This is a genomic window from Pantoea sp. BRR-3P (assembly GCF_039621635.1).
GTDB classification, from domain to species: domain Bacteria; phylum Pseudomonadota; class Gammaproteobacteria; order Enterobacterales; family Enterobacteriaceae; genus Pantoea; species Pantoea floridensis.
Genome location: NZ_CP155066.1, coordinates 832530 through 859298 on the forward strand (window position 1 = coordinate 832530; position 26769 = coordinate 859298).

Annotated in this window: 25 protein-coding genes; 14 read left to right on the forward strand and 11 right to left on the reverse strand. The window is 53.6% G+C overall.

Going from position 1 to position 26769, the window contains the following annotated elements:
- Nucleotides 1–6: 6 nt before the first annotated feature.
- The 4 genes from nrdE to AAGR08_RS03795 form a co-directional block, all read right to left on the reverse strand.
- A complete protein-coding gene (gene nrdE, locus AAGR08_RS03780; RefSeq protein WP_345828630.1) occupies nucleotides 7–2145 on the reverse strand; it encodes a class 1b ribonucleoside-diphosphate reductase subunit alpha in 2139 nt (712 codons plus the stop codon).
- The gene (nrdI, locus tag AAGR08_RS03785) at nucleotides 2124–2528 is read right to left on the reverse strand and encodes a class Ib ribonucleoside-diphosphate reductase assembly flavoprotein NrdI (protein ID WP_097096336.1); all 405 of its coding nucleotides are present in this window, start codon (nucleotides 2526–2528) and stop codon (nucleotides 2124–2126) included. Before nrdI ends, nrdE begins: the two co-directional genes overlap by 22 nt.
- A 4-nt stretch (nucleotides 2529–2532) precedes the next feature.
- Nucleotides 2533–2775: a glutaredoxin-like protein NrdH gene (gene nrdH / locus AAGR08_RS03790; RefSeq protein WP_345828632.1), complete on the reverse strand. Its 243-nt coding sequence runs from the start codon at nucleotides 2773–2775 to the stop codon at nucleotides 2533–2535.
- 671 nt (nucleotides 2776–3446) lie between these two features.
- Complete coding sequence (locus AAGR08_RS03795; RefSeq protein WP_097096338.1) at nucleotides 3447–3767, reverse strand: DUF883 family protein; 321 nt, start codon at nucleotides 3765–3767, stop codon at nucleotides 3447–3449.
- A gap of 150 nt (nucleotides 3768–3917) precedes the next feature.
- Here AAGR08_RS03795 and AAGR08_RS03800 point away from each other — a divergent pair, with 150 nt between their 5' ends.
- From AAGR08_RS03800 to AAGR08_RS03815, 4 genes are all read left to right on the forward strand, one after another.
- On the forward strand, nucleotides 3918–4256 hold the full coding sequence (locus AAGR08_RS03800) for a DUF2002 family protein (protein WP_007886422.1): 339 nt from the start codon (nucleotides 3918–3920) through the stop codon (nucleotides 4254–4256).
- A gap of 134 nt (nucleotides 4257–4390) precedes the next feature.
- On the forward strand, nucleotides 4391–5806 hold the full coding sequence (mmuP, locus tag AAGR08_RS03805) for an S-methylmethionine permease (RefSeq protein WP_345828634.1): 1416 nt from the start codon (nucleotides 4391–4393) through the stop codon (nucleotides 5804–5806).
- Nucleotides 5796–6728 carry a homocysteine S-methyltransferase gene (gene mmuM / locus AAGR08_RS03810; protein ID WP_345828636.1) on the forward strand — a complete coding sequence of 311 codons (933 nt, stop codon included), beginning with the start codon at nucleotides 5796–5798 and terminating at the stop codon, nucleotides 6726–6728. The genes mmuP and mmuM overlap by 11 nt, the downstream gene beginning before the upstream one ends.
- 87 nt (nucleotides 6729–6815) lie before the next feature.
- Nucleotides 6816–7235 (forward strand): hypothetical protein, encoded by a 420-nt coding sequence (locus AAGR08_RS03815; protein WP_097096341.1) that lies wholly within the window; start codon nucleotides 6816–6818, stop codon nucleotides 7233–7235.
- 83 nt (nucleotides 7236–7318) lie between these two features.
- On the opposite strand, the gene speG is transcribed toward AAGR08_RS03815, so the two are convergent.
- The 6 genes from speG to AAGR08_RS03845 are packed head-to-tail and all read right to left on the reverse strand — an operon-like array spanning nucleotide 7319 to nucleotide 12843.
- A complete protein-coding gene (gene speG / locus AAGR08_RS03820) occupies nucleotides 7319–7864 on the reverse strand; it encodes a spermidine N1-acetyltransferase (RefSeq protein WP_007886431.1) in 546 nt (181 codons plus the stop codon).
- Nucleotides 7861–8553 carry an ABC transporter ATP-binding protein gene (locus tag AAGR08_RS03825; RefSeq protein WP_345828638.1) on the reverse strand — a complete coding sequence of 231 codons (693 nt, stop codon included), beginning with the start codon at nucleotides 8551–8553 and terminating at the stop codon, nucleotides 7861–7863. Before AAGR08_RS03825 ends, speG begins: the two co-directional genes overlap by 4 nt.
- A complete protein-coding gene (locus AAGR08_RS03830) occupies nucleotides 8546–9379 on the reverse strand; it encodes an ABC transporter ATP-binding protein (protein WP_097096343.1) in 834 nt (277 codons plus the stop codon). The genes AAGR08_RS03825 and AAGR08_RS03830 overlap by 8 nt, the downstream gene beginning before the upstream one ends.
- Complete coding sequence (locus AAGR08_RS03835; protein ID WP_008101592.1) at nucleotides 9369–10226, reverse strand: ABC transporter permease; 858 nt, start codon at nucleotides 10224–10226, stop codon at nucleotides 9369–9371. Before AAGR08_RS03835 ends, AAGR08_RS03830 begins: the two co-directional genes overlap by 11 nt.
- On the reverse strand, nucleotides 10223–11275 hold the full coding sequence (locus AAGR08_RS03840) for an ABC transporter permease (RefSeq protein ID WP_345828640.1): 1053 nt from the start codon (nucleotides 11273–11275) through the stop codon (nucleotides 10223–10225). Before AAGR08_RS03840 ends, AAGR08_RS03835 begins: the two co-directional genes overlap by 4 nt.
- The gene (locus tag AAGR08_RS03845; RefSeq protein WP_097096345.1) at nucleotides 11275–12843 is read right to left on the reverse strand and encodes an ABC transporter substrate-binding protein; all 1569 of its coding nucleotides are present in this window, start codon (nucleotides 12841–12843) and stop codon (nucleotides 11275–11277) included. Before AAGR08_RS03845 ends, AAGR08_RS03840 begins: the two co-directional genes overlap by 1 nt.
- A 794-nt stretch (nucleotides 12844–13637) precedes the next feature.
- On the opposite strand from AAGR08_RS03845, the gene mgtA reads away from it, so the two are divergent.
- Nucleotides 13638–16361: a magnesium-translocating P-type ATPase gene (gene mgtA / locus AAGR08_RS03850; RefSeq protein ID WP_345828641.1), complete on the forward strand. Its 2724-nt coding sequence runs from the start codon at nucleotides 13638–13640 to the stop codon at nucleotides 16359–16361.
- Nucleotides 16362–16497: 136 nt separating this feature from the next.
- On the opposite strand, the gene AAGR08_RS03855 is transcribed toward mgtA, so the two are convergent.
- On the reverse strand, nucleotides 16498–17157 hold the full coding sequence (locus tag AAGR08_RS03855) for an epoxyqueuosine reductase QueH (protein WP_097096347.1): 660 nt from the start codon (nucleotides 17155–17157) through the stop codon (nucleotides 16498–16500).
- A gap of 518 nt (nucleotides 17158–17675) precedes the next feature.
- Between AAGR08_RS03855 and AAGR08_RS03860 the strand changes: the two genes are divergently transcribed.
- From AAGR08_RS03860 to cutC, 9 genes are all read left to right on the forward strand, one after another.
- Nucleotides 17676–18455 carry a winged helix-turn-helix domain-containing protein gene (locus tag AAGR08_RS03860; protein WP_345829856.1) on the forward strand — a complete coding sequence of 260 codons (780 nt, stop codon included), beginning with the start codon at nucleotides 17676–17678 and terminating at the stop codon, nucleotides 18453–18455.
- The gene (locus tag AAGR08_RS03865; protein WP_097096349.1) at nucleotides 18452–18970 is read left to right on the forward strand and encodes a FidL-like protein; all 519 of its coding nucleotides are present in this window, start codon (nucleotides 18452–18454) and stop codon (nucleotides 18968–18970) included. Before AAGR08_RS03860 ends, AAGR08_RS03865 begins: the two co-directional genes overlap by 4 nt.
- A 398-nt stretch (nucleotides 18971–19368) precedes the next feature.
- Nucleotides 19369–19647: a BMC domain-containing protein gene (locus AAGR08_RS03870; protein WP_064739612.1), complete on the forward strand. Its 279-nt coding sequence runs from the start codon at nucleotides 19369–19371 to the stop codon at nucleotides 19645–19647.
- A 13-nt stretch (nucleotides 19648–19660) separates the two neighbouring features.
- The gene (locus tag AAGR08_RS03875; protein WP_097096351.1) at nucleotides 19661–19945 is read left to right on the forward strand and encodes a BMC domain-containing protein; all 285 of its coding nucleotides are present in this window, start codon (nucleotides 19661–19663) and stop codon (nucleotides 19943–19945) included.
- Between the two features lie 14 nt (nucleotides 19946–19959).
- The gene (locus AAGR08_RS03880; protein ID WP_064739610.1) at nucleotides 19960–20238 is read left to right on the forward strand and encodes a BMC domain-containing protein; all 279 of its coding nucleotides are present in this window, start codon (nucleotides 19960–19962) and stop codon (nucleotides 20236–20238) included.
- A 38-nt stretch (nucleotides 20239–20276) separates the two neighbouring features.
- Nucleotides 20277–21863, forward strand: coding sequence for an acetaldehyde dehydrogenase (acetylating) (locus AAGR08_RS03885; RefSeq protein ID WP_345828646.1), 1587 nt, complete (start codon nucleotides 20277–20279; stop codon nucleotides 21861–21863).
- Between the two features lie 18 nt (nucleotides 21864–21881).
- On the forward strand, nucleotides 21882–22145 hold the full coding sequence (locus tag AAGR08_RS03890; RefSeq protein WP_097096353.1) for a EutN/CcmL family microcompartment protein: 264 nt from the start codon (nucleotides 21882–21884) through the stop codon (nucleotides 22143–22145).
- A gap of 7 nt (nucleotides 22146–22152) precedes the next feature.
- Nucleotides 22153–23322 (forward strand): 1-propanol dehydrogenase PduQ, encoded by a 1170-nt coding sequence (locus AAGR08_RS03895; protein ID WP_345828647.1) that lies wholly within the window; start codon nucleotides 22153–22155, stop codon nucleotides 23320–23322.
- Nucleotides 23323–23340: 18 nt separating this feature from the next.
- Nucleotides 23341–26730, forward strand: coding sequence for a choline trimethylamine-lyase (gene cutC, locus AAGR08_RS03900; protein WP_345828649.1), 3390 nt, complete (start codon nucleotides 23341–23343; stop codon nucleotides 26728–26730).
- The last annotated feature ends 39 nt before the right edge of the window (nucleotides 26731–26769 follow it).

A 26769-nucleotide genomic window follows, 5' to 3' on the forward strand; every position in this document is an offset into this window, starting at 1 on the left:
TTTTTATCACAGTGAGCAGGAGACGCAGCCCTGCACCTCGGTGCCTTGCAGCGCCATCTGGCGCAGACGAATGTAATAGAGCGTTTTGATACCTTTCTTCCACGCATAAATCTGCGCTTTGTTGATATCGCGCGTAGTCACGTCATCGCGGAAGAACAGGGTTAATGACAAGCCTTGATCGACGTGCTGCGTGGCTTCGGCGTAGGTATCAATAATCGCTTCCGGACCAATCGAGTACGCATCCTGATAAAGGTCGAGATTGTCGTTGGTCATAAACGGTGCCGGATAATAGACGCGGCCGGTTTTGCCCTCTTTACGAATCTCAATGCGCGACACGATCGGGTGAATGCTTGAAGTGGCGTGGTTGATGTACGAGATCGAACCGGTTGGCGGAATCGCCTGCAGGTTCTGGTTGTATAACCCATGCTGCATTACCGCTTCGCGCAGCGCTTGCCAATCAGCCTGCGTCGGCAGGGCAATCCCGGCATCGGCAAACAGTTGTGCCACACGCGCGGTACGCGGCTGCCAGGCTTGCTCGACATACTTATCGAAATATTTGCCATTGGCGTATTGCGACTCGGCGAAACCGTCGAAACTTTTCTGCTGTTCCTGCGCCAACAGATTCGAGGTGCGCACGGCGTAATAGGTGACGCAATAGAAGTAGAGATTGGTGAAATCCAGCGCTTCTTCTGAACCGTACGCCATACCTTCACGCGCCAGATAACCGTGCAGGTTCATCTGACCAAGGCCAATCGCATGGGAACGACGATTACCTTCCGCTACCGATGGCACCGAGTTAATCTCACTCATCTCAGAGACGGCGGTCAACGCGCGCACCGCGGTTTCTACGGTTTGCGCCAGATTGCGTGAATCCATGGCATGCGCAATATTGAGCGAGCCGAGGTTGCAGGAGATATCCTTGCCGACGCGGCGATAGCTGAGATCGTCATAGAACTCGCTGGCGCTGTTGACCTGCAAAATTTCGGAACACAGGTTGCTCATGTTGATGCGGCCGGCAATCGGATTGCTGCGGTTAACGCTATCCTCGAACATGATGTACGGATAGCCCGATTCAAACTGAATCTCCGCCAGCGTCTGGAAGAAATCGCGCGGTTTAATGAACGTCTTGGTGATGCGATCGTCTGCCAGCATTTCGTCATAAAGCTCGCTGATGCTGATATCACCAAACGCCTTGCCGTAAATACGCTCAACATCGTACGGCGAGAACAGCGCCATATCGCGATTCTCTTTCGCCAGCTGGAAAGTGATATCCGGGATCACCACGCCAAGCGACAGGGTTTTGATACGAATTTTCTCGTCAGCGTTTTCGCGTTTGGTATCGAGGAAGCGGAAAATGTCCGGATGGTGGGCATTCAGCCACACCGCGCCCGCGCCCTGACGCGCACCAAGCTGGTTAGCGTAGGAAAACGCGTCTTCCAGCATTTTCATTACCGGAATCACGCCGGACGATTGGTTTTCAATACGCTTGATCGGCGCACCGGATTCACGCAGGTTTGTGAGCAAGAACGCCACGCCGCCGCCGCGTTTAGACAGCTGCAACGCGGAATTCACCGCGCGTCCAATCGATTCCATGTTGTCTTCGATGCGCAGCAGGAAGCAGGAGACCAGCTCGCCGCGCTGCTGCTTACCGCAGTTGAGGAAGGTTGGCGTAGCGGGCTGGAAGCGGCCGCTAAGCATCTCCGCCAGTAACTCGCGCGCTAAGGTTTCATTGCCACGAGCCAGCGTCAGCGCCACCATGCAGGCGCGCTGTTCAAAACTTTCCAGATAGCGTTTGCCGTCGAATGTTTTCAGCGTGTAGCTGGTGTAAAACTTCCACGCACCCAGGAAGGTGTGAAAACGGAAACCCGCTGCGTCCGCTTCGTCGTGCAGCTGGCACAGGAAATCGAAAGCGTACTGATTCAGCACGTCGGCTTCGTAGTAGCCTTCGGCCACCAGATAACGCAGGCGCTCGCCTGGCGAGGCGAACTGCACGGTGTTGGGCTGCACATGTTGCAGGAAGAACTGGCGCGTGGCTTCGTGATCTTTGCTGAACTGGATGCGGCCATCGGCATCATACAGGTTCAGCATCGCGTTGAGCGCGTGATAGTCCAGCTGCGTGCTGTTCAGGGTGTCTGTCGTTGCCAAAATTGGGTCACTCCCGCTTTTACATTAGCGATATCGTCGGGGGTTCCCATTAGCTCAAAGCGGTAGAGATAGGGAACCTGACATTTCTGCGCAATGATGTCGCCCGCCAGGCAATAGCCTTCACCAAAGTTGCGGTTACCGGCAGCAATCACCCCGCGGATCCCGCGTCGGTTGGCATCATCATTGAGGAATTGAATCACTTGTCTGGGCACTGCGCCGCGCGAACTGCCGCCGCCGTAGCTCGGCACCACTAAAATATAGGGCTGTTCAATATGCAGGTGCTGCGTGCCGTCAACCGGAATGCGGCGGGCGGGCAGGCCCAGACGAGTAATGAATCGGTGCGTGTTTTCCGACTGGCTAGAAAAGTACACCAGTGGAAACATGGCCTTATCCCCCGATTGTCGCGAGCTGGCGCAGACCGGCGATTTTATCGGGGCGGAAGCCACTCCAGTGATCGTCCTGCGTCATCACCACGGGCACCTGGCGATAGCCGAGGGATTTGAGGTTGTCGATAGCTTCGGGTTGGGTATCAAGGTTGATCAGCTGGTAATCGATACCTTTGCGGTCCATGGCATTTTTTGTCGCATTGCACTGGACACAGTTGTCTTTGGTGTAAATAATAATGCGCATGATTCGTATTTCCCTTTGATTGCGGTCAGATTGCGAGATACGAAGCAAAATCCGGTTTGCATCGAACTTCGTCCTTGACGACATTTGGTAGCTGGTTGATGAGTTAGATACTAGATGTAGTGCTCTTTAGGGTCAAGCCCACCAGATATAGGGTTTTGTTATTTTGATCTTCAGATAATCGCTAAGTCCAGAGATCATGCGCCTTCCAGGCCGGAAAAATTTTTTGTAAAGGGAATGAGGTGGGAGATTAGGTCGGATTTTGTGCGATTGGGCCCTCACCCTAACCCTCTCCCGCAAGCGGGCGAGGGGATAGTTAGGTGGTACTCAATAGTTTTTTTACGAAGCGCGATCGGCCCTTTCTCCCGCAAGCGGGCGAGGGGATAGTTAGGTGGTACTCAATAGTTATTTACGAAGCGCGATCGGCTCCTTCTCCCGCAAGCGGGCGAGGGGATAGTTAGGTGGTACTCAATAGTTATTTACGAAGCGCGATCGGCCCCTTCTCCCGCAAGCGGGCGAGGGGATAGTTAGGTGGTACTCAATAGTTATTTACGAAGCGCGATCGGCCCCTTCTCCCGCTTGCGGGAGAAGGTTGGGATGAGGGAAAGCGCGCACAGATCGCACCCACAAAAAAGCCCCGCACGAGGCGAGGCTATTTACCTGCACTGGCAAGCTTATCGGCGAGAAGACACCAACAGTGCGCCGAGCACCAGACCGACTGCAGCACCCACACCAACGCCGTGCCACGGTTTGTCATGTACATAGGCATCAACCTGCGTACCCGCATCACGTGCCGCTTGTGACACGCGACTCTGTCCGCCGCTCAGTTTGGCACGCGTCTGTTTCAGCAACGCCTGCGCCTGGCTGCGTGCATTATCAACCTCATCTTTAGCTTCACTGCCATAAGATTTAAGTAACGCCTCTAGCGAATCGGCCAGTTCGTTTACATCCTGATTGATATCAATGTCATCGTTTTTTGCGCTTCGATTAAACATTTTTTAGCTCCCTTTGATTTAAAACGTAATACTGAGTGTAGACGAAGCGTGACTAAACGCAGGGATGTGCCAGGCTTTAGGGAAAATTCCGAATGCCCATGCCATCCTGCTGTTGTAAGGTTGCGGGGCTGTGAGAAGAGAGGAGCAAGCATGTATTTACGACCCGATGAGGTAGCACGCGTACTAGAGAAAGCGGGCTTCGAAATGGATACCCAGACGCCAAAGATTTACGGTTATCGTCGCGGCGAAAACTATGTCTACGTCAATCGTGAAGCGCGTATGGGACGTACTGCGTTGATTATTCACCCTACGCTGAAAGAGAAAAGCCATGGCTTTGCTGAACCAGCGTCAGAAATGAAAACCTGCGATCACTACACCCAATTCCCGCTCTATTTAATGGGCGATTCGCAGGAGCATTACGGCATTCCGCACGGCTTCAGCTCGCGCGTGGCGCTTGAGCGTTATCTGCAAGGCGTTTTCGGCGCCTGATGCTGCGCCCCGTGTTCGCGGGGCCGCACACCTTTCCCCTAAATCCTTACCTTCTGCCACGTTGCAAATCGTCACGCCGACGCGTATAACCCTGTGTCCATATAGATGTTCAGACGTCCATACGGATAATATTGATGCAAACTCAGGATCTCCCTCCACAGGAAAACTTTAAGCGCACCATGAAGGTACGGCATCTGGTCATGCTGTCGCTGGGCGGTGTGATTGGTACCGGATTGTTTTTCAATACCGGTTACATCATTTCAACTACCGGCGCTGCCGGCACCTTGCTGGCCTATCTGATTGGCGCGCTGGTGGTATGGCTGGTGATGGTGTGCCTCGGCGAACTGGCGGTGGCGATGCCGGAAACCGGCGCGTTCCACGTCTATGCTGCACGTTATCTCAGCCCGGCAACCGGTTATACCGTCGCCTGGCTGTATTGGCTGACCTGGACGGTTGCGCTGGGATCCAGCCTGACTGCCGCCGGCTTTTGTATGCAGTACTGGTTCCCGAGCGTGCCGGTATGGCTGTGGTGCTTGGTGTTCTGTAGCGCCATTTACCTGTTAAATATCGTCTCGACGCGTTTCTTTGCCGAAGGCGAATTTTGGTTCTCCATCATCAAAGTGGTTACCATCATCGCCTTTATTATCCTTGGCGCGGGCGCGATCTTCGGTTTTATTCCGATGAAAGATGGCAGCGCGGCGCCGGGATTACACAATCTCACCGCATCAGGCTGGCTGCCGCACGGCACCTTGCCGATTCTGATGACCATGGTGGCGGTGAACTTCGCTTTCTCCGGCACGGAATTGATCGGTATCGCCGCCGGTGAAACCGAACAGCCACAAAAAGCGCTGCCGCTGGCGATCCGTACCACGGTTGCACGCTTGATCATCTTCTTTATCGGCACGGTGTTCGTGCTGGCGGCGCTGATCCCAATGGATCAGGCGGGCATTGTCAAAAGTCCGTTTGTGCTGGTATTTGAAAAGATCGGCATCCCTTACGCGGCGGATATCTTTAACTTTGTGATCCTGACCGCCATCCTGTCAGCGGCTAACTCCGGCTTGTACGCTTCCGGCCGCATGCTGTGGTCGCTGGCCAATGAGAACACCTTGCCGCGCTGTTTTGCGCGCGTGAACCGGCGTGGCATTCCGGTGCTGGCGTTAACGGTAAGCATGCTGGGCGGGCTGCTGGCGCTCTTCTCAAGCGTGATTGCGGCGGACACGGTGTTTGTCGCACTGTCGGCGATTGCGGGTTTTGCCGTGGTGGCAGTGTGGTTGAGTATTTGCGCCTCGCATTATGTGTTTCGTCGTCGCCATCTGCAGGCGGGCGGCACATTGCAACAGCTTGCCTATCGCGCGCCGCTTTATCCGCTCACGCCGATTCTCGGTTTCCTGTTGTGCTTGTTAGCATGTGTCGGTTTAGCGTTCGATCCGTCGCAGCGTATTGCGCTATGGTGCGGCATTCCCTTTGTGCTGTTCTGCTATGCCGCCTACCATGTCACGCAACGACGTAAATCATCTCTTAAGGCTGAGGAGGCCAACGATGCCGCGTAATCCCATCGCCCAGGCACTAACCCACACTGACACGCTGATTCTGGATGGTGCGCTGGCCACCGAACTGGAGGCGCGCGGCTGCAATCTGGCCGATGCGCTGTGGTCGGCTAAAGTGCTGATGGAAAATCCTGAGCTGATTTATCAGGTGCATCACGATTATTTTGCCGCAGGTGCGCACGTGGCAATCACCGCCAGCTATCAGGCCACGCCGCAGGGGTTTGCCGCGCGTGGATTAGATGAAGCGCAGGCGCTGGCCCTGATCAAACAAAGCGTGCAGCTGGCGCAGCGTGCGCGCGACGACTATCGCGCATCATCTGCCAGCACCGCACCGCTGTTGGTGGCCGGTTCTGTCGGGCCGTACGGTGCGTTTCTGGCCAATGGCGCCGAGTATCGCGGTGATTACGCGCTGCCGGAAGAGGAGATGAAAGCGTTCCATCGTCCACGCGTAAAGGCGTTGCTGGAGGCGGGTGTTGATCTGCTGGCGTGTGAAACGCTGCCGTCGTTTGCCGAAGCGCAGGCGCTGATAAGCTTGCTGGCCGAGTTCCCTGACAGCTGCGCATGGTTCTCCTTTACCCTGCGCGACGCTGAGCACATCAGCGACGGAATGCCGCTGAGCCAAGTGGCCGAGCTGGTGAATGGCGCGCCGCAGGTGCTAGCAATTGGCATCAACTGCGTGGCGCTGGAGAGCGTAACGCCAGCCCTGCGCAACTTGCAGGCGCAGAGCGATAAGCCACTGCTGGTTTATCCCAATTCCGGTGAGCAGTACGATGCCAGCAGCAAAACCTGGCACTCGGCACCGTCGGGTTGCACGCTGCACGACAAGTTCCACGAATGGCAACAGGCCGGCGCGCGTCTGATTGGCGGCTGCTGCCGCACCACACCGCAGGATATCGCGGCGATTGCCGCCTGTTGTCAACCGTAATAAAGCGCAGAAAAGCATCAGTACTAGCGCGATTAAGCACAGAAGGGCGGGGTAAACTCTCCTTTCTGATGCTGAAGCGGACCTGCTATGAACCTGCGACACCTTTTTCCTGCCTGTGCGCTGCTGTTGAGCGGTTGCGCCACCATTGTCGGCACTGAAACGCAACCGGTAAAAATTGACTCTGTGCCGCAAGGCGCACGTTTCACCGTGCAGGATGAGACCGGCCGCGCGGTAGCGCAGGGGTATACGCCGCAAACCGTCGAGCTGGCAAAATCCACCGGTAACTACTTTGGCAAGAAGCACTATCAGGTGATGCTGGAGAGTCCGGGCTACGTGCCGGTAACGCTGCCGATCGAGGCCAACGCGAATCTGTGGTATTTGATCGGCAATATCCCGCTGCTGGGCTTCCCCGGCTGGCTGCTGGTCGATCCTTTCTATGGCGGCATGTACGATCTCAAACCTGAACATCCGCAGCCGAAGCTGAACGTAGTAGGCGCGCGCGGCTGATATTCAGGTGCGCATGAATGCGCACCCTACGAAAACCCGGCTGCATTAACGTAGGGTCGCCATTCATAACGATCAAATCGTCATCACTGCGCGGTAGGTTTCACCATCGCCGTGGCGGGTTTATGCTGCGCCAGATATTGCTGCTGGAAAATGCACATGCGGATAGTATTGCGGTACTCGCCATTAATGAAAAATTCGTGCTTCAGCACGCCTTCCACTTCAAAGCCGAGCTTGGTGTAGATGTGAATCGCCTTCTTATTCTCCTGATCAACAATCAGATAGAGTTTGTAGAGATTCAGCACCGAAAAGCCGTAATCCATGGCTAATTTTGCCGCTTTGGTGGCTAATCCTTTGCCCTGATGAGAGGGATCGATAATGATCTGGAACTCTGCGCGGCGATGCACGTGATTAATTTCGACCAGCTCCACCAGACCCGCTTTATGCCCATCATGCTCCACGACAAAACGACGCTCGGTTTGATCGTGAATATGTTTGTCATACAGATCGGAAAGCTCGACAAACGCTTCATAAGGCTCTTCAAACCAGTAACGCATCACGCTGGCGTTGTTATCTAATTGGTGCACAAAGCGCAAATCTTCCCGCTCCAGCGGACGTAACTTAACCGTCATACGGTGTTCCTTGTGGTTGAATGTTGCTCCACAATGCGGCCCTGCGCCATACGCGCCGCGCGATCGCACATGTGATCGATCACGTCGGGATCGTGGCTGACCAGCACCATGGTTAACCCATCTTTCTGTTTCAGATCGTTGAGCAGGTTGAGGATCTCGGCCTGCACTGACATATCCAGCGCCGAAGTCGGCTCATCCAGCAGCAGGATCTTCGGCTCCAGCAGCAGGGCACGCACAATGGCTACGCGCTGACGCTGGCCGCCCGAAAGCTGATGCGGATAACTATCCGCCAGCGCCGGATCCAACCCGACATGGCGGAAACCGGCGTTAATACGATCGTCGATATTATCACGCTTCAGCATTTTCAGCGGCTCTGCCAGGGTGCGGCGCAGACGATGACGTGGATGCAGCGAGGCATAGGGATCCTGAAATACCATCTGCACATCGCGGCGCAGCTGTCCGGTAAACGCTTTGCCCGGTTGCACGGCGGTGTTTGCCAGCGACATGCTGCCGCTCCAGTGCGGATTCAATCCGGCCAGCACCCACAGCAGCGACGACTTGCCGCAGCCCGACGGACCGACCAGACCAAAGCATTCCCCCGCGGCCACCTGCAGCGACACATCATGCACTACGGTGCGCAGCTCGTAACCTTGCTTGTGCGACACGCTCAGGTTGGCTAACTCAATCATAATTTCTCTCCAGCGCGGCACGGTCCAGCACCGGTAAACGTTCGCCGTGCGTGGCTTTGCTCGGACGACAGGCCCACAACGTGCTGGTGTAAGGATGGCTGGCGTTGGACAGCTCAGACGCCGGTAAGGTATCCAGCACCCGGCCCTGATACATCACCATCACGCGTTCGCAGTGTTCGGCAACCTGTTGCAGATCGTGGCTGATCAGTAGCAAACCCATATTGCGCTGTTCTACTAAACGGCGAATCAGCGCCAGCACCTGATCGCGCATAGCATGATCGAGCGCCGACGTCGGTTCATCGGCAATCAGCAATTCGGGATCGGTAATCAGGGCGATCGCCAGCATCACGCGTTGTCCCATGCCGCCAGACAGTTGATGCGGATAGCGCTTCATTAACTGACGCGGATCGGGCAAGCCGACCGCATCGAGCATTTCACACACCTTCTCTTTGCGCTCGGCGCGGCTCAATTTGTGGTGCAGCACCAGCGGCTCTTCCACCTGCCAGCCAATAGTGCGCGTGGGATTGAGCGCGTATTTTGGATCCTGCATCACCATCGCCACTTTACTGCCGCGCAGCTGGATCCAGTCGCGCTCGCGCAGGCTCAATGCATCGGTGCCGACAATCTGCAAACGGTCGGCCTGCAGCTGCAGCGAAGGCGACAGCAAGCCCATTAGCGTGCGGGCGGTCAGCGATTTACCGGAACCGGATTCCCCCACTAGCGCAACGCGTTCGCGGCCAATTTGAAAGCCGATATTGTCAACCAGCAGCGCATCATCGCTGCGGATCGTCAGGCCTTGTACATCAATTAACAGGTCATTTGGCATGGCGAGTATCCAGTCGATCGCGCAGGCCATCGCCTGTCAGGTTAAACGCCAGGCTGGCGAACAGAATGGCTCCGCCGGGCGCGGCGGCAACCCACCATTGGTCGAAAATCACTTTACTGCCTTCGGCCACCATCGAACCCCATTCGGCGGTTGGCGGTTGCACGCCCATGCCGAGGAAGCCCAATCCGGCGGCAGACAAAATAATACCGCCGAGGCTCAGCGCGGCGCGTACCACCGCCGTTGGCATACACAGCGGCAGAATGTGGCCAAACATCAGGCGCAAGCCGGTAATGCCCTGCATCCGCGCGGCCGCAAGATAATCACTGCGGCGCAGCGCCAGCGTTTCGGCACGCGCCTGACGCGCGAACGGCGGCCAGCTGGTGAGCGCCAGCGCCAGCGCGCCATTCATCAAACCAGGACCAAGCATGGCGACCAGCGCCAGCGCGATCACCAGATTCGGCAGCGACAGGAAGATATCGGTGATGCGCATTAATACGCGTTCGGTCCAGCCGCCCACGTAACCGGCAGTGATGCCGACCAGCAGGCCAACCGGAATGGTCAGCACCAGAATCAGCGACACCAGCAGCAACGTCGGGCGCGCACCATAAATCACGCGCGACAGCAAATCGCGGCCAAAGCCATCGGTGCCAAACCAGTGCAGCGCCGACGGCGCTTGTAAACGCTGGGAGATGATCTGCGCATTGGGATCAAACGGCGCCAGCAAGGGGGCGAACAGCGCCATCGCCACCACAATCAGCACCAGCGTCAGGCCGATAGTGAGCGAGGTCACGCGGGCGCGCCGGCGGCGCGGGCGCAGCGTTTCCAGTTCAGAGAGTTGTTGAGTCATCGGGTTCTCGGATCGGTTAACCAGGTCAGGGCGTCGGCCAGCGCGTTGAGCAGAATGAAGCAGCTGCCAATCAGCAAGGTCGAGCCGAGAATCGCCGGTACATCAGAGGAAAACAGCGCGTTAGTCATATAACGACCGACGCCCGGCCAGGCAAATACCGTTTCGGTCAATACCGAACCTTCCAGCAGCGTGGCGTAGGAGAGGGCGATGACGGTAATCAGCGTGCCCAGCACGTTAGGGAAAATATGGCGCAGCAGGATGCGGCTGCGGCTGGCGCCTTTGGCGCGCGCCAGTACCACATACTCTTTGTTGCTCTCTTCCAGCAGCGCAGCGCGCAGCAGGCGCGTAATGCCCGCCATCGCCAGCAGACCAAGAATCACCACCGGCAGCCACAGGTGGGCAATCGCATTGCGAAACATTTCGGGATCGCCGGACATCCAGCTATCAATCAGCACAAAGCCGGTTTTTGGCTCCAGCGTGTAGATCCAGATGTCGTCGAGCTGGCCCGGTCCGGCCGACCAGTGCAGCACGGCGTAAAATAGCAGCAACCCCAGCAAACCCAGCCAGAACACCGGCACAGAATAGCCGAGTAGCGAAACAAAACGTGCGATGTTGTCGATAATGCTGCCCGGTTTCCACGCTGCCAGCAGCGCCAGGGCAATGCCGAACACCGCGGCAAAAATCATCGCACAGGTCGCCAGCTCAAGGGTGGCCGGGAAAGTACGCATCAGATCGGCGCTAACCGGCTGGTTGGTGAGATGCGATAAGCCGAGGTCGCCGCGCGCCAGATGGCTGATGTAGCGCCAGAACTGCACCAGCACCGGCTGATCGAGCCCGAGATCGTGGCGTACCTGCGCATAGGTGGCCTCGCTGGCGTGATCGCCGGCGATCTGCTGCACCGGATCGACAGGCGACAGATGCGACAGCATAAAAGTGAACGCTAACAAACCGATCAGCGTCACCAGCAGAGAAAGCAGGCTGGTGACGAGGTGGCTAACGCGTTGCCAGAGCGGCCGGGCGAACCCGGCCTGTGAAGCTGACACTGCCATTACTTAGAAACCTGCGAGTAATACACCATGTCTGGGTTGATGCCCTGCACATAGCCTTGCAGATTGTCGCGCAGCGCAATCAGGTTTTTTGCCTGCAAGCCAATCACGTACGGCGAGTTTTTCAGCACTTCACGCTGCATCGCCTGATACAGCTCAACGCGCTTATTGGTATCGCTCTCGGCGGTGGCGGCCAGGGTTTGCTTGTTCAGCTCTGGAATGTGCCAGTCAGAACGGTACGCCACGGTTTTACTGCCATCTTCCGGGTTGTAGGCGAAGGAAGCGGCGTTGGTGTTCGGATCGAAATAGTCCGCGCCCCAGGCGTTCAGAGTGGCTTGATATTTGTGCGCTTTCACGCGGGTAGAGACTTCCGAACTCAGGCCCGGCTGCACTTCCACTTTCACACCACCTTTAGCGAAGCTGCCCTGCAACGCCTGTGCGATATCAAGATAAGGCGGCTGGTTGCTGGTGGAGAGCGTAAAGCTGACGTTGGTCAGGCCGGCTTTCTTCAGAATCGCTTTGGCTTTCTCAGGATCGTAGCTGTATGGCGTGTCGTTAATTGCACCGAGGAAACCTTTCGGCAGGAAAGTTTGGTGCACGTCGAACTGGCCTTTCAGCAGGTCGTTGGCGATGCCTTTATAATCGAACAGGTAACGTGCCGCTTCCCACAGTGCCGGGTTTTTCAACACCGGGTTATCGCCGGTATTGAACTGAATGTAATAGAGCGACGCCATAGGAATGGCTTCCGTCTTCACGCCCGCTTTGCCTTTTAATGAGGCAATCTGGTCGGCACCAAGATTACGTGCGATATCCACATCACCTTGTTCCAGCAGCAGGCGACGCGCAGCCGGTTCCGGCACGTTTTTGATCAGGATATTTTTCAGCTTCGGTGCGCCCGCTGGAGAGGTTGGGTTCGCCGCCAGCAGAATCGCTTCATGTAGCACCACTTTGCGAATCTGATACGGGCCGCTGCCGGCCGAATGGGTGCCGAGCCAGGCGTGGCCAAAGTCGCCGTTTTTCGCATTCGCCTGCGCAGTTTTCTCATCCACAATTGAGGAGACTGGCGCAGACAGCAGGCTCAGTACATAGGCCGGGCTGACGTTGGCGCTCCAGCTAATCTGTACATGATTGTCATCGACCTTTTTCAGGAAGGTATCAACATTGTCTTTATTCCAGCCGAGCTGGGTAAGAATAAAGGAGGGATCGAGGTTCAGTTTAACTACGCGACCGAGTGAGAAGATGACGTCTTCCGGACGCAGCGGGTTGCCGCTGGCGAACTGTGCGCCTTTGCGCAGTTCAAACGTCAGGCTGCGATTATCATCGCCGGCTTTCCAGGAGGTGGCCAGCGTTGGCTGCAAATCGGTGGGATTAGTGGGATCGGACTGAACCAGACGTTGATAGATGTTAGTGAACGCTTGCACCGTCGTGAGCTCAAAGCCCTGGGCGGGATCGAAGCTATCGGCATCATCCGTTGACTGCGCAATAACCAGAGTATCTTTTGGTGTTGCTGCCTGAACCGAGAAGGCGGCCGCCAGCGATAGCGCCAGCAGTGAGGGAATGATTTTTTTCATGTTGTTTCCTTGCCTTAAAAAGTAACGCGAGTTTACGAGAGCGCGGCAGTGAAGAATAGTCAATTTGAGGCTATGCATATGCATTAATGGTCTAAGTCGTGTGGTTCAGTTATAAGGCTTGTTCTAGACCTAAAGCTGTTTGCCCGGTGCGCATAAATGCGCACCCTACGAAAAACAAATTTCCTTGTAGGGTCGCTATTAATGGCGACCGGAATAGTTAATATCAACTCAACTACAACGGAATTTAAATGAGTGTTGAGTTACAGATAATTAACTTTACTTCGCCTTTGCCAGGAATATAATAGCCGCAATTTCAAAGCAGGAGAATTCAGTTGGACAGTCACCCTTTTAGATGGCAACACAAGGCAAGCTGACGCGCGAATTCTTTTGTCGCTGCTTGCCACTATGGCGGGCAGCAATCCTCCTCTTTCTGATGATTGTTCCCTCTGATACGACACTGTAGCGGGCTAAAGCCCGTGGGAATAGCATCATGCACATGATTTTAAACGCACTTTTCCCTCCGCCTCGATGCGCGCGCTGAATCTCAGCGTGCTAAATTTCCCTGCGCACGAGTCAGGTTGTTACTGACTTATTGCGTGGTGTTTTCCATCGTCATTAATAATGACTCGTTATTTAACGAGGACGTCGATCCGCCATTAATTTCCGGGAGGTGATATGGAAATTCCCGACAGGTTATTTTTAATTTAACAACGCTTAAGCGTTAATTTAATTCCCCCTTTTTGTGTGCCCGGCACGCAGGGATATTTATTGCCGTAAATAAGAGGAATGTCATCATGACTGACATGAAACTCAACCAGGACAAAAAAGCCTGGAACACTATGCGCCAGCCGCGTCAAAAAACGCCTCGTTATCTGATTGAAGATGAAGCCGGTTTTACCGCCGATGAAACGCTGGTACGCCTGCGCAGCGATGCGCTTGGCCTGAATGAGCGTGAAGCCGAAGCGCGCTTAGCGGTGTATGGCCGTAATCAGGTGGAACATGACAAAGCGCCACCGGCGCTGGTGCAACTGCTGCAAGCGTTCAACAACCCGTTTATCTATGTTTTGATGGCGCTGGCGCTGGTGAGCTTTTTCACCGATTACTGGCTGCCGCTGCGCAAGGGGGAGGAGACCGATCTGACCGGTGTCATCATCATTGTGACGATGGTAACGCTCAGCGGTTTGCTGCGTTTCTGGCAGGAGTTCCGCACCAACAAAGCGGCGCAGGCGCTGAAATCCATGGTGCGCACCACCGCTACCGTGCTGCGTCGCGAATCGGCGCAGGAACCACCTGTTAAACAGGAAGTGGATATCGCCACACTGGTACCGGGCGACATTATCTATCTTTCCGCAGGGGATTTAGTTCCTGCCGATGTGCGTCTGCTGGATTCGCGCGATCTGTTTATCAGCCAGGCGATTTTGACTGGCGAATCTTTGCCGGTTGAAAAGTATGACGTCACGGCCAATGTCACCAGCAAAAGTAGCAGCACCAGCGAGCAGGGCGCTTCACTGCTGGAATTGGGCAGCGTATGCCTGATGGGCACCAACGTCTCCAGCGGCAGCGCCAAAGCCGTGGTGGTGGCGACCGGCAGCGAAACCTACTTCGGCAGTCTGGCGAAATCGATTGTTGGTAACCGCTCACAAACCGCCTTTGACCGCGGTGTTAACAGCGTCAGCTGGCTGCTGATCCGCTTCATGCTGGTGATGGTGCCGATCGTTCTGTTAATTAATGGCCTAACCAAAGGGGACTGGCTGGATGCCTCATTGTTTGCGCTGGCAGTGGCGGTAGGTTTGACGCCGGAAATGCTGCCGATGATCGTCAGTTCCAATTTGGCGAAAGGCGCGATTGCCATGTCACGCCGCAAAGTGATCGTCAAACGCCTGAACGCGATTCAAAACCTAGGCGCGATGGACATACTGTGTACCGATAAAACCGGCACGCTGACGCAGGACAACATCATTCTCGAGCATCATCTGGATTGTGCTGGAGTAGAAAACTCACGCGTGCTGATGCTGAGTTGGCTCAACAGCCACTATCAAAGTGGCACGCTGAACCTGATGGATCGCGCCATTTTGCAGTACGGCAAAAACCGCGTCAGTGAGGCGGTAGGCGACAGCTACATCAAAGTGGATGAACTGCCGTTTGATTTCATCCGTCGTCGCGTCTCGGTGGTGGTACGCGATCGTCGCCTGAATCAGCAGATGCTGATCTGCAAAGGGGCGGTGGAAGAGATGCTGAGCATCGCCACCGCCGAGCGTGAAGGCAAGCTGGTACAGCCGCTGAACGAAACGCGCCGTGCAGAACTGCTCGCGCTGGCGCATCAATATAATGAACAGGGCTTCCGGGTGCTGCTGGTGGCCAGTCGCGTGCTGGCGGAGCCTGGTTTACAGCAGCCGCTAAGCGTGGCGGATGAACAGGGATTAACCGTTGAAGGGCTGCTGACCTTCCTCGATCCGCCGAAAGAGAGCGCGGCTAAAGCGATCGGCGCACTACGTGAAAATGGCGTCAGCGTTAAAGTATTAACCGGCGACAATCCTGTGGTGACGGCGCGCATCTGCCAGCAGGTTGGCATTGATAGCGGTGCGATTGTTACCGGCGATCAAATTGCCCTGATGAGTGACGAGCAGTTGGCGGCCGCGGCGGCGCAAAGTTCCGTCTTCGCTAAACTCACGCCGCTACAGAAATCTCGCATCCTGCGTGCGCTGCAGCAGCAGGGACATACCGTTGGCTTCCTGGGTGATGGCATTAATGATGCGCCAGCGCTGCGTGATGCCGATGTGGGGATTTCCGTCGATAGCGCGGCCGATATCGCGAAAGAATCTTCCGATATCATTCTGCTGGAGAAGGATTTGATGGTGCTGGAAGAGGGCGTAATGAAAGGACGCGAAACCTTCGGCAATATCATCAAGTACCTGAATATGACCGCCAGTTCTAACTTTGGCAATGTGTTCTCGGTGTTGGTCGCAAGCGCCTTTATTCCGTTCCTGCCGATGCTGGCGATTCATCTGCTGATCCAGAACCTGATGTACGATCTGTCCCAGCTGGCGCTGCCGTGGGACAAAATGGACCGCGAATTCCTGCGTAAACCACGCAAATGGGATGCGCGTAATATCAAACGCTTTATGTTGTGGATTGGGCCAACATCGTCAATTTTTGATATCACCACTTTTGCGCTGATGTGGTACGTATTTGCGGCGAATACGCCAGAAATGCAGTCGCTGTTCCAGTCAGGCTGGTTTATTGAAGGCTTGCTGTCACAAACGCTGGTGGTGCACATGCTGCGCACGCAGAAGATTCCGTTCATTCAGAGCCGTGCTGCGCTGCCGGTGCTGTTGACTACCGCATGTGTGATGATCGCCGGTATTCTGCTGCCGTTCTCGCCGCTTGGCACCATGGTGGGTTTAGTGCCGCTGCCGTGGACCTACTTCCCATGGCTGCTGGCAACGCTTCTCGGCTACTGCGTGGTCGCGCAGGGCATGAAAATGCTCTACATCAAGCGTTTCGGTCAGTGGTTTTAAGCACATGGAGACGATATGCGGAACCGGAATCTCAATAAGGTGGTGTTCCATCTGATCTTAATGATGGTGATCATCGTGGTGTTAACGCTGGTGTTTCGTTAACAAAAATAAAGGGCAGGATTTCCTGCCCTTTTCTTTACTCTTCGTCTGGCTGGTAATACTGCACGCCGATTTCAATGCGCTCGCGACCGCTGGCAACGCGATGTCGATTACTGTCGCGCAGCGAATAAATGCAGCCGCAATACTCCTGCTGATAGAAACGTTCACGCTTGCTGATTTCGATCATGCGTGACGATCCCCCGCCTTTGCGCCAGTTAAACTCCCAATAAAGCATGTCAGGATAGTGTGCTGCGGCACGAACACCGCAGTCGTTAATCTGCTGCATATTCTTCCAGCGCGAAATGCCGAGAGAACTGGTGATTACCGGGAAGCCGTTTTCATGCGCATACAGCGCGGTACGCTCAAAGCGCATATCAAAACACATGGTGCATCGCACGCCGCGCTCCGGCTCCCACTCCATGCCACGCGCACGTTCAAACCAGTTATCTTTGTCGTAATCGGCATCAACAAACGGCACGCCAAACTGTTCGGCAAAGCGGATGTTCTCCTCTTTGCGTAGCTCATACTCTTTCAGCGGATGAATGTTCGGGTTGTAGAAGAAAATGGTGTAGTCAATGCCGGAAGCCAGCATCGCTTCCATCACTTCGCCCGAGCAGGGGGCACAGCAGGAGTGCAGCAGTACTTTATTGTGGCCATTGGGTAAGGGCAGCGGTTGGCGTTTAAAGGTGTCAGACATAAGAGGAACTGGTTGATTGGGTGATGGGTAAAGTCTAAGGGGATTGGATGGAAGATGCAAAAATCACTGATTATTTCACCGCTTTGCGCTGAAGGGCGCTTTCTGTTCGGGGACACTTACAAGGGGTAATTAATGATATAAATTAAAGTTATAGTAATTTTAAGGTGATGTTTATTTAAAGGTTTGCGGTTAATGGCTTATTTAAAAAAGCATAGTGGTGTTAATTTTAATCAAGCATTCATCTATTTTCTTACAACATAAAAGCGCATTAAAATTAAATTTATTACAATCAAATGATTAATCTTTATTCGTCAATGATTGAGCTGTTTTTGTGAGCCTTACCGCACTAATTACATGTCGATCTTTAGGTTGAGAGGGTTATTGATAGGCGTCAAAAAAATGTCACCGGGCTCCTCGCTATGATGCGTGCTGTTTCAGATAAGGTGTGCGTAATAAATAGAATCAACAATCACGCACCGGGAAAGGGATGTGTTAGCCGGGACAAGTGGTAAAGGATGATGCGTTATACTCTCAATGCCTGCTTAATATTCGATGCGGTAGACGGCACCCTAACTCCGTGTGACAGCGCGACATCTGAAAGTCATCTTTCTGTCACCGCCAGTACATTATTACTTTTCTTTCTGCAAAATACCGGCGTTGTTAATCGAGACGAAGTACTTAAGCGCGTCTGGGATGATAACGGCCACACCTCATCCAATAGCAACCTGAATCAATATCTCAGCATGCTGCGTAAGACATTCCGCCTTTACGGCGTAGACAATGTTATCGTGAGCATCTCGCGAGGCAATCTTCAGCTAAATCCGGCTATTAGCGTTGAAGTTATGACATCCTCAGCCAATCTTTTACCTGATATTGTCATCAATACACCGGATACCTTCTCCACCGCGGATAATTTCTCGTTAAGTACAACCTTCTGGTATCTCGCCAGCGTAATATTATTGAGCCTGGCTTTTTTACTGATGATATTCACGTTTTATGACGGATTGGCTGCGTCAGCCACAACGTTGACACATTTACATCAGGAGCAATGTGAATTATCTGTAGAAGAAGAGATGTTGGCGACATTCAATCAAACTGCCTATGTCAAAAATTTTAATACCGTGCGAAAAAACCTCAATGTTGAGTGTTTACCTGGTCGGAAATTTATTTTCTTCTATGGGGATAAATTGCAAAAGCAAGGTCTTGGTCGCGTTTTCTTAGCCCACTGTGCTAAACAGAGAGGGAATGACTTCAGCTACTGCGATAGCTATTTCTATTATTCATGGAATCCTACATGAAAATCGCGCCGCGTCCGTTTTTTATCGCTTCTGCGTTTGTTACTGCAGCAACTGCACTCATTTCAGGTTGGCATTTTTTATCAGAGCGCCAGGTAGATGAGTTGAGTTGTGCAACCAAAGCCATTATGCGTTTTGAAGGCATGCAATATGAGAACATCAATGCGAATGTTCATTTTAATTTTCGCGAGCAGGGTAAGGGTTCACTGATCGTTGAGGGATATACCCACTCAGCATCAGGATCGCTGTATTTACAGCGCTATGTTTCGTTCAATTATTCCAGTCAACGTATTTCGCCCGCTGAACGTCACTATCGTATTGTTCAGTGGCAAGCGAGTGCCTCCTCTATAGATGAATCTCCCGATGTGATATTCGATTACTTCATGCGTGAGATGTCCGATAGCCATGACGGCCTTTTTCTTAGCGTACAAAAGCTAAACGACAAAGCAGTATTGATCGGTTCTATCAATTCCCCTCTTTTTGTTTGCACTCTGAAACCGGGTAACAAACTCAGCTGAACGCTCTTTTCTTACGACGACACTGCAGTGCTCATTTACAGCTCTCTCCAGCCCCAAAGCATCCGTCCTTAATCCCACACGAAATAATGATGTTGCCCACACTTTTCCCAAGGTGGCGAACCTCTTTTTATCACCCAGGCAGCATTTAAATAACAAAGCTTATAGACCGTATTCGGCGCTTCAATGCAGGCAGTGAGCTTGTCTGAGGGAACAACTCAAACAGGATGAAAGGATAAAAAACCCGTATCAGAGACATAAAAAACAGAGTTTATATCTAAATATCTCAAGGTTGTGGATTTATGTTTCGTTAAGTTTTGCATTCCCTATATTGAGTTTCGAACCGGTAACGACGGTTTACTGCGGCCAGTTAGGCGCTCGACAACCATGAAGGAGGGGTTATGGGAGATGCATTAGGGCTGATCGAAACCAAAGGATTAGTCGCCTGTATTGAAGCAGCAGATGCAATGTGTAAATCCGCCAATGTACAGCTGATTGGTTATGAAAATGTGGGGTCTGGTTTAGTTACCGCCATGGTGAAAGGAGATGTTGGCGCCGTGAAAGCCGCAGTGGAATCCGGTGTGGAATCTGCAGAACGGCTGGGTGCTGTAGTGACGTCGCTGGTGATTGCGCGTCCTCATAACGATATCAACAAAATTGTCATCAAACACAAAGCTTAAACGGGAGACGCAAATGGGCGATGCATTAGGTCTGATTGAAACCAAAGGCTTGGTGGCCTGTATCGAAGCCGCTGATGCCATGTGTAAAGCCGCCAACGTAGAGCTGATTGGCTATGAAAATGTCGGTTCGGGGCTGGTGACGGCGATGGTCAAAGGGGATGTCGGCGCGGTGAAAGCGGCGGTGGATTCGGGGGTGGAATCTGCACAGCGTATCGGTGAAGTCGTCACCTCATTAGTCATTGCGCGTCCGCACAACGACATCAACAAAATCATTATGCAGTACAAAGTGGCTGAATAAAGGGAGACACAATCATGAAAGAAGCACTCGGTTTGATTGAAACCAAGGGATTGGTGGCCTGTATCGAAGCCGCCGATGCGATGTGTAAAGCCGCCAACGTAGAGCTGATCGGCTATGAAAACGTTGGGTCCGGCCTGGTGACCGCCATGGTGAAAGGCGATGTTGGCGCTGTTAATGCTGCGGTGGATTCCGGTGTTGAAGCGGCCAAACGCATTGGCGAAGTTGTGACGGCCCGCGTCATTGCGCGTCCGCATAACGACATTGAAAAAATTGCGGCGCAACACAAAGCCTGATGCATTCCGCCATTTGTGCGCTGATGAAGGATTGACTCATGAATGAACTAGACCGCGATTTAAGCTCCCGCCAGCAGGCGCGGGAGTTAGTGCGTAAGGCGAAAAGTGCCCAGACGCAATTCGCCATGTTTACTCAGCAGCAGATAGACAAGGTGGTTGAACATATTGCACGTCAGGCTGCACAGCACGCTGAAGCTTTGGGCCGCATGGCCTGCGAAGAGACCGGCTTTGGCAACTGGCAGGATAAAACCTTAAAAAATCAGTTTGCGTCACTGCAGGTTTTTGCGGCCATCAACGCGATGAAAACCGTGGGTATTATCCACGAAGACTCCGCAAAGCAAGTGATGGATATTGGCGTGCCGTTAGGTGTGATTTGTGCGCTGGTACCCTCGACCAATCCTACCTCGACCATTTTTTACAAGACGCTGATCGCACTCAAAGCCGGTAATGCGATTGTTTTCTCACCTCATCCTGGCGCACGCCAGTGCAGCTTGCGCGCTATCGAAATAGTCGCGCAGGCTGCCGCAGAAGCAGGCGCTCCTGCGGGTATCGTTAGTGGGCTAAGCCTACTCACTCAGGAAGCCACTGCTGAACTGATGCACAGCAAAGATATTTCACTGATTCTTGCAACTGGTGGTGAAGGCATGGTGCGGGCGGCCTATGCCTCAGGGACACCAACGATCAGCGGCGGGCCAGGTAACGGTCCCGCATTTATCGAACGCAGTGCAGACATTAAGCAGGCCGTCTCGGACATCATCACCAGTAAGACCTTCGATAACGGCGTTATTTGCGCCTCAGAGCAGTCGATCATCGTTGAACGATGCATCTATGCCGAAACGCGACGCGAATTAGAAGCTCAAGGTGCCTGGTTCATGAATCCAGACCAGGCGGCAAAAATGGCGGCATTACTGCTACGAGCTAATGGCAGCATCAATCCGCAAGTGGTCGGTAAAAGCGCCCAGGTACTGAGCAACATGGCTGGATTCAGCGTGCCGCCCACTACGCAAGTGTTGATTGCTGAGCAAACTGAGGTATCGCGTGCGAACCCTTATGCGCGCGAGAAATTGTGTCCGGTACTGGGAATGTATGTCGAAGAAGATGGACATCATGCCTGTCAGCGCGTGGTTGAGCTGCTGACAAACGAAGGTGTTGGGCATACGTTAGTTATTCATACCCGCGACCAGCAGGTTGTTCGCCAGTTCAGCCTGGAAAAACCGGTCCATCGCATTTTGGTCAACACCCCTGCGGCACTGGGCGGCATTGGCGCAACCACCAATATCATGCCCGCTCTAACGCTGGGTTGTGGCGCGATTGGCGGGGGTTCCAGCTCGGACAATGTTAGCCCGCTCAATCTTATCAACATTCGTAAAGTGGGATATGGCGTGCGGTCGATGACCGATTTACGTCCTCCGCAAACCCCAATAACCACAGTACTGCCTGAAGCGGTTACCGCCAGCCCTTCGCCAGCGAGCATTTTTGATGATGCGCGTTTTAAACAGGGTGCGGATGACCAGCGCTTTAACCACGTGGCAACGGAAACAGCGTCAACCGGTGACGTCAGCTCGCAACAGGTTGAACGCATCATCCGCCAGGTTCTGGCTAAACAATCTCCGGCAACTTTTTGAATAAAGGCGGTTAATACGATGATTCTCGCAAAGGTTACGGGCCATGTGGTTGCAACGCAAAAATGTGATGCGCTGCGGGGCAGTAATTTATTGCTGATTACCGCTCTGGATGATGATCAGCAGACGATGCCGGACCGAACCTGGGTTGCCGTCGATAGCGTTGGGGCAGGAATGGGCGATGTGGTGTTGGCTGAAAATTATTTCGCCCTGAACAAAGAGCAGTACAAAGCGATGTCGGTGGTTGCCATTGTCGAGAAAGTGTTCCGTGACGTAAGGGAGTGAACAAAGCATGAGGGAGTTTCAGCTAAAGCCGCGAATCCAGTTTGGCAAGGATGCTCTGGCGCTACTTGAACGATTACCGGCTCTCAATGCGCTGTTAGTGACTGACAGTGCAATGGTCAAGCTGGGATATGCGCAGAAAATAACCCAAATATGGCAGCAGCAAGGCATCAGCTATCAAATATGGGATGACGTGACAGCCGATCCGGATGTAGCCACCGTGGCGCGCGGCATCCGGCTGATGGAAAGCCACTTTCCTCAACTCATTGTCGCACTCGGGGGCGGATCGGTAATTGATGCGGCGAAAGCGGTGCTGTTCACTCTGGCTAACGATACGGCAGCACCAAAGCGTGAGCGCCCCTGTTTTGTCGCCATTCCAACGACTAGTGGGACAGGCTCGGAAGTGACTGCTTTTTCAGTCGTGAAAGCGCAGGGCGAAAAACTGGTATTGGTGGATACCGAGATGCTGCCCGATATCGCCATTCTTGACCCGGCGTTTGTTGCATCGGTACCACCCGCCATCACCGCAGATACCGGCATGGATGTGCTATGTCATGCGCTTGAAGCCTATGTCTCGCTTCACGCAAGTGACTTCTCAGATGCACTGGCAGAGAAAGCGGTACAGCAGGTGTTCTGCTATCTGCCGTCCTGCTGGCGCAACGGCGATGACGCATTAGCACGCGAGAAGATGCATAACGCCTCTTGCATGGCCGGCATGGCCTTCACCAACGCGTCGCTCGGTATCACCCATAGTCTTGCGCATGCACTGGGTGGCGTATTCAGCATTCCGCATGGGCGCGCTAATGCCTTGCTGATGGCACATATTGTGGCCTGGAATGCGGATTATGCCGGTGAGTGCGACAACGCCGCGGCGCAAAAATATGCCCGTCTTGCACGCTTGCTCGAACTACCGGCGGACACCACGCAACAGGGCGTTAGCAGCTTGCTGCTGGCGATTCGCGCCATGCAAGAGGAGATGAAGTTGCCGCTCGGCATTAACGAATTATCGATTAGTGCAGAGCAATTTGAGCAGCAGCTGGCGGCGATGGCCCAACAGGCTATGCGCGACAGTTGTACCCCCACAAACCCACGCAAGCCTGACCTGTCCTCGCTTATCGCATTATTGCGCCAGGCGTGGAGCAATCGTGCCTTAGCTCTGCGTGCTCAGGAATACAAATAAGAACATCAGGAGATCCTCATGTCACACTACAGCCTAACGCCGCGCGTCAAAGTTCTGGCGGATCGTTTACTTACCCACAAAAGTACACTGTGTTCCGAGCATGCGACTTTACTTCATGCTATCGACGCCCAGATGAGTGGGGTGCCTGCAGCCGTGAAACCGGCGCGTCGTTTCTATGAGTTGATGCGCCAGGTGCCTGCCACCATCGAAGCCGATCAGCTGATTGTTGGCAATGCGACTGCCAGGCCGCATGGTTCGATATTTCATGATGAAGTGACACGCAACCGCACTTCAGTGTTCCAGTTTTTAAGCCTTGATGCGCCACTGGTTTCTCCGGACTACAACGTGGTTATTGAGCAAGGCGTGCAGGCCATGCGTAATCAACTTGAAAAACAGTGTGAGACGTTAAGCAGTAGCATTAGCCGCAGCAGTATGGATGAAGCCAATGCGTGTCGTGCCGCCATCTATGCTTGCGATGCACTGGTTACACTGGCAAAGAATCTGGCAGATCGTGCGGAGACATTGGCTATCGCTGAGCCGAATAGTTATCGACAGGCTGAACTGCGTGAAAGTGCCGAGATGTTACGTCATGTGCCCGCGTATCCTGCCCGTAGTTTTAAAGAAGCTTGTCAGGCTTTCTATCTGTTTCAACTGGCGGTGTTAATGGATAACGGGGAGTATGCCGTGAATCCATGCGGTGCTGATAAAGCGCTTTTCCCATGGTATCAACATGATGTAACAAGCGGCAAAATCACCGCGCAGCAGGGTTATGAGATTGTTGAAAGCCTCTGGTTTAAGCTGGCAGAGCTGAGCGAAGTCCGCGCTGATCATGCCATTCAAGGCTACCCTATGTTTGATGCGATGCTGCGTGGCCACACGATCGATGAAAGCCATATCGTTATCAATGAACTCTCTTCGTTATTTCTCAGTGCCCAGCACAACCTCAGTGCGCTGAATCTGCCTGTACGCCTGTTCAGCAGCACCCCTTCCGCAGACAGCCGCGCCGGCACTCCTGATGACATGCCCGTGATGGAGGGGTTAACACCGCGCGTGCAGCGCTTACGCAACCATTATTTGCAGGCGCGTCCGAGCGTTTCCATCTTTAGGGCGCTGGCATTCACCGAGGTGGTGAAAAATAATCCGGGTTTGCCCGTAGTTTTACAGCGAGCAAAAGCCTTCCGTCGTGCCTGTGAGACGGCGCCCATCCTGATTCAGAAAGATGAATTGATCGTCGGACATCCGTGCGGTAAGCCACGCGCCGGCGCTTTTTCACCCGATATCGCCTGGCGCTGGGTGCGTGATGAGCTGGATACGATGGGCACACGTCCACAAGATCCTTTCGTGATCAGCGAAGAGGACAAGAAAACTATTCGTGAAGAGATCGTCCCGTTTTGGGAAGGGCGCTCGCTGGATGAGATCTGCGAAGCGCAGTATCGTGAAGCGGGTGTGTGGTCGTTCAGCGGTGAAACCTTTGTTAGCGATCTTTCCTATCACCAAATCAACGGCGGTGGCGATACTTGCCCAGGTTACGACGTGCTGCTGTTCACTAAAGGCATGAACGGTATTAAAGCCGATGCGCAGGCCCATCTGGCTTCGCTCAGCATGGAAAATCCTGAAGACATCGATCGTATCTATTACTACAAAGCGGCGATTGAAACCTGCGAAGGTGTAATGAGTTACGCTCGTCGTATTGCAGCCCAGGCGCGTGAACTTGCCGTATCGGAGCCAAATGCCCAGCGCCGTGCAGAGTTGCTCACCATTGCTGAGGTCAACGAAAATGTACCCGCTAATCCACCTAAGACTTTGCAGGAGGCACTGCAAAGCATCTGGACGGTGGAGTCATTGTTTGAAATTGAAGAAAACCAAACCGGATTATCGCTGGGGCGCGTTGATCAATACTGCTATCCCATGTTTGCGGAAGACATCCGCGAAGGGCGTTTAACTGCAGAAACCGCAGTTGAAATGCTGCAGGCCTTCATTATCAAATGCGCTGAGCTGATGTGGATGTCTAGCGAGGCAGGAGCGAAGTATTTCGCTGGCTATCAGCCGTTTATCAACCTGACAGTGGGCGGACAGAAACGTAGCGGCGGCGATGCCTGTAACGATCTGACCTATCTGATTATGGATGCCGTGCGATTTGTGAAGGTGTATCAGCCTTCATTAGCCTGCAGAATTCACAATCAGTCGCCGCAAAAGTACATGGAAAAAATCGTCGATGTTGTAAAAGCAGGTATGGGCTTCCCGGCCTGCCACTTCGATGATTCTCATATCAAAATGATGCTGCGCAAAGGTTTTGATTTTGACGATGCGCGCGACTACTGCCTGATGGGCTGCGTAGAGCCACAAAAATCGGGGCGTATTTATCAGTGGACCTCTACCGGCTATACGCAATGGCCGATCGCCATTGAGTTTGTGTTGAATCGCGGCCGTATGGTGCTGTTTGACAGCTATCAAGGTCTTGATACCGGCGAGCTTAGCGAGCTTAAAACCTTCGCAGATTTTGATACCGCAGTGAAAAAACAGGTGGCCCACATTGTGCGTCTGTCCGCTGTAGGTACCGTGATCAGCCAGCGCGTCCATCGTGACGTTGCCCCAAAACCCCTCATGTCACTGCTGGTGGAAGGTTGCATGGAGAGTGGAAAAGACGTTGCGTCGGGCGGCGCAATGATCAATCACGGTCCGGGTCTCATCTTCTCCGGTCTGGCCACCTACATCGATTCCATGGCGGCAATTCGCAAACTGGTTTACGAAGATCGTAAATACACCCTGGAACAGATGCGTGATGCGATGCTGGCAAATTTCGTCGGCTATGATGCCCTGCGTCGTGATTGCCTGAACGCGCCGAAATATGGCAACGACGATAAAAGTGTCGATCTGCTGGCGTTGGATATTACGGAGTGGACGGAAAAAGAGTGTCGCCAGTATCAAATGCTCTATTCCACACTCAGTCACGGTACGCTTTCAATTTCCAATAACACTCCCATCGGGGAACTCACCAATGCCACGCCAAATGGGCGGTTGGCCTGGATGCCGCTTTCTGATGGCATCAGCCCAACCCAGGGGGCTGATAAACAGGGGCCGACTGCAGTTATCAAGTCAGTGAGTACCATGAATGTTGAAACGATGAATATCGGCATGGTGCATAACTTCAAATTCCTCAAAGGATTATTAGACACGCCGGAAGGGCGGCAGGGCTTGATTACACTGTTGCGCACGGCTTCCATCCTCGGTAACGGGCAGATGCAGTTCAGCTATGTAGATAATGAAGTGCTGAAAAAGGCACAGCTCGAGCCGGAAAAATACCGTGATTTAATTGTGCGTGTGGCGGGTTACAGCGCCTATTTCGTTGAGCTGTGTAAAGAGGTTCAGGACGAAATAATCAGTCGCACCGTGATTGAGAAATTTTAATTATCAGGATATTTAGCGACAAGGATGTCTGATAAGGAG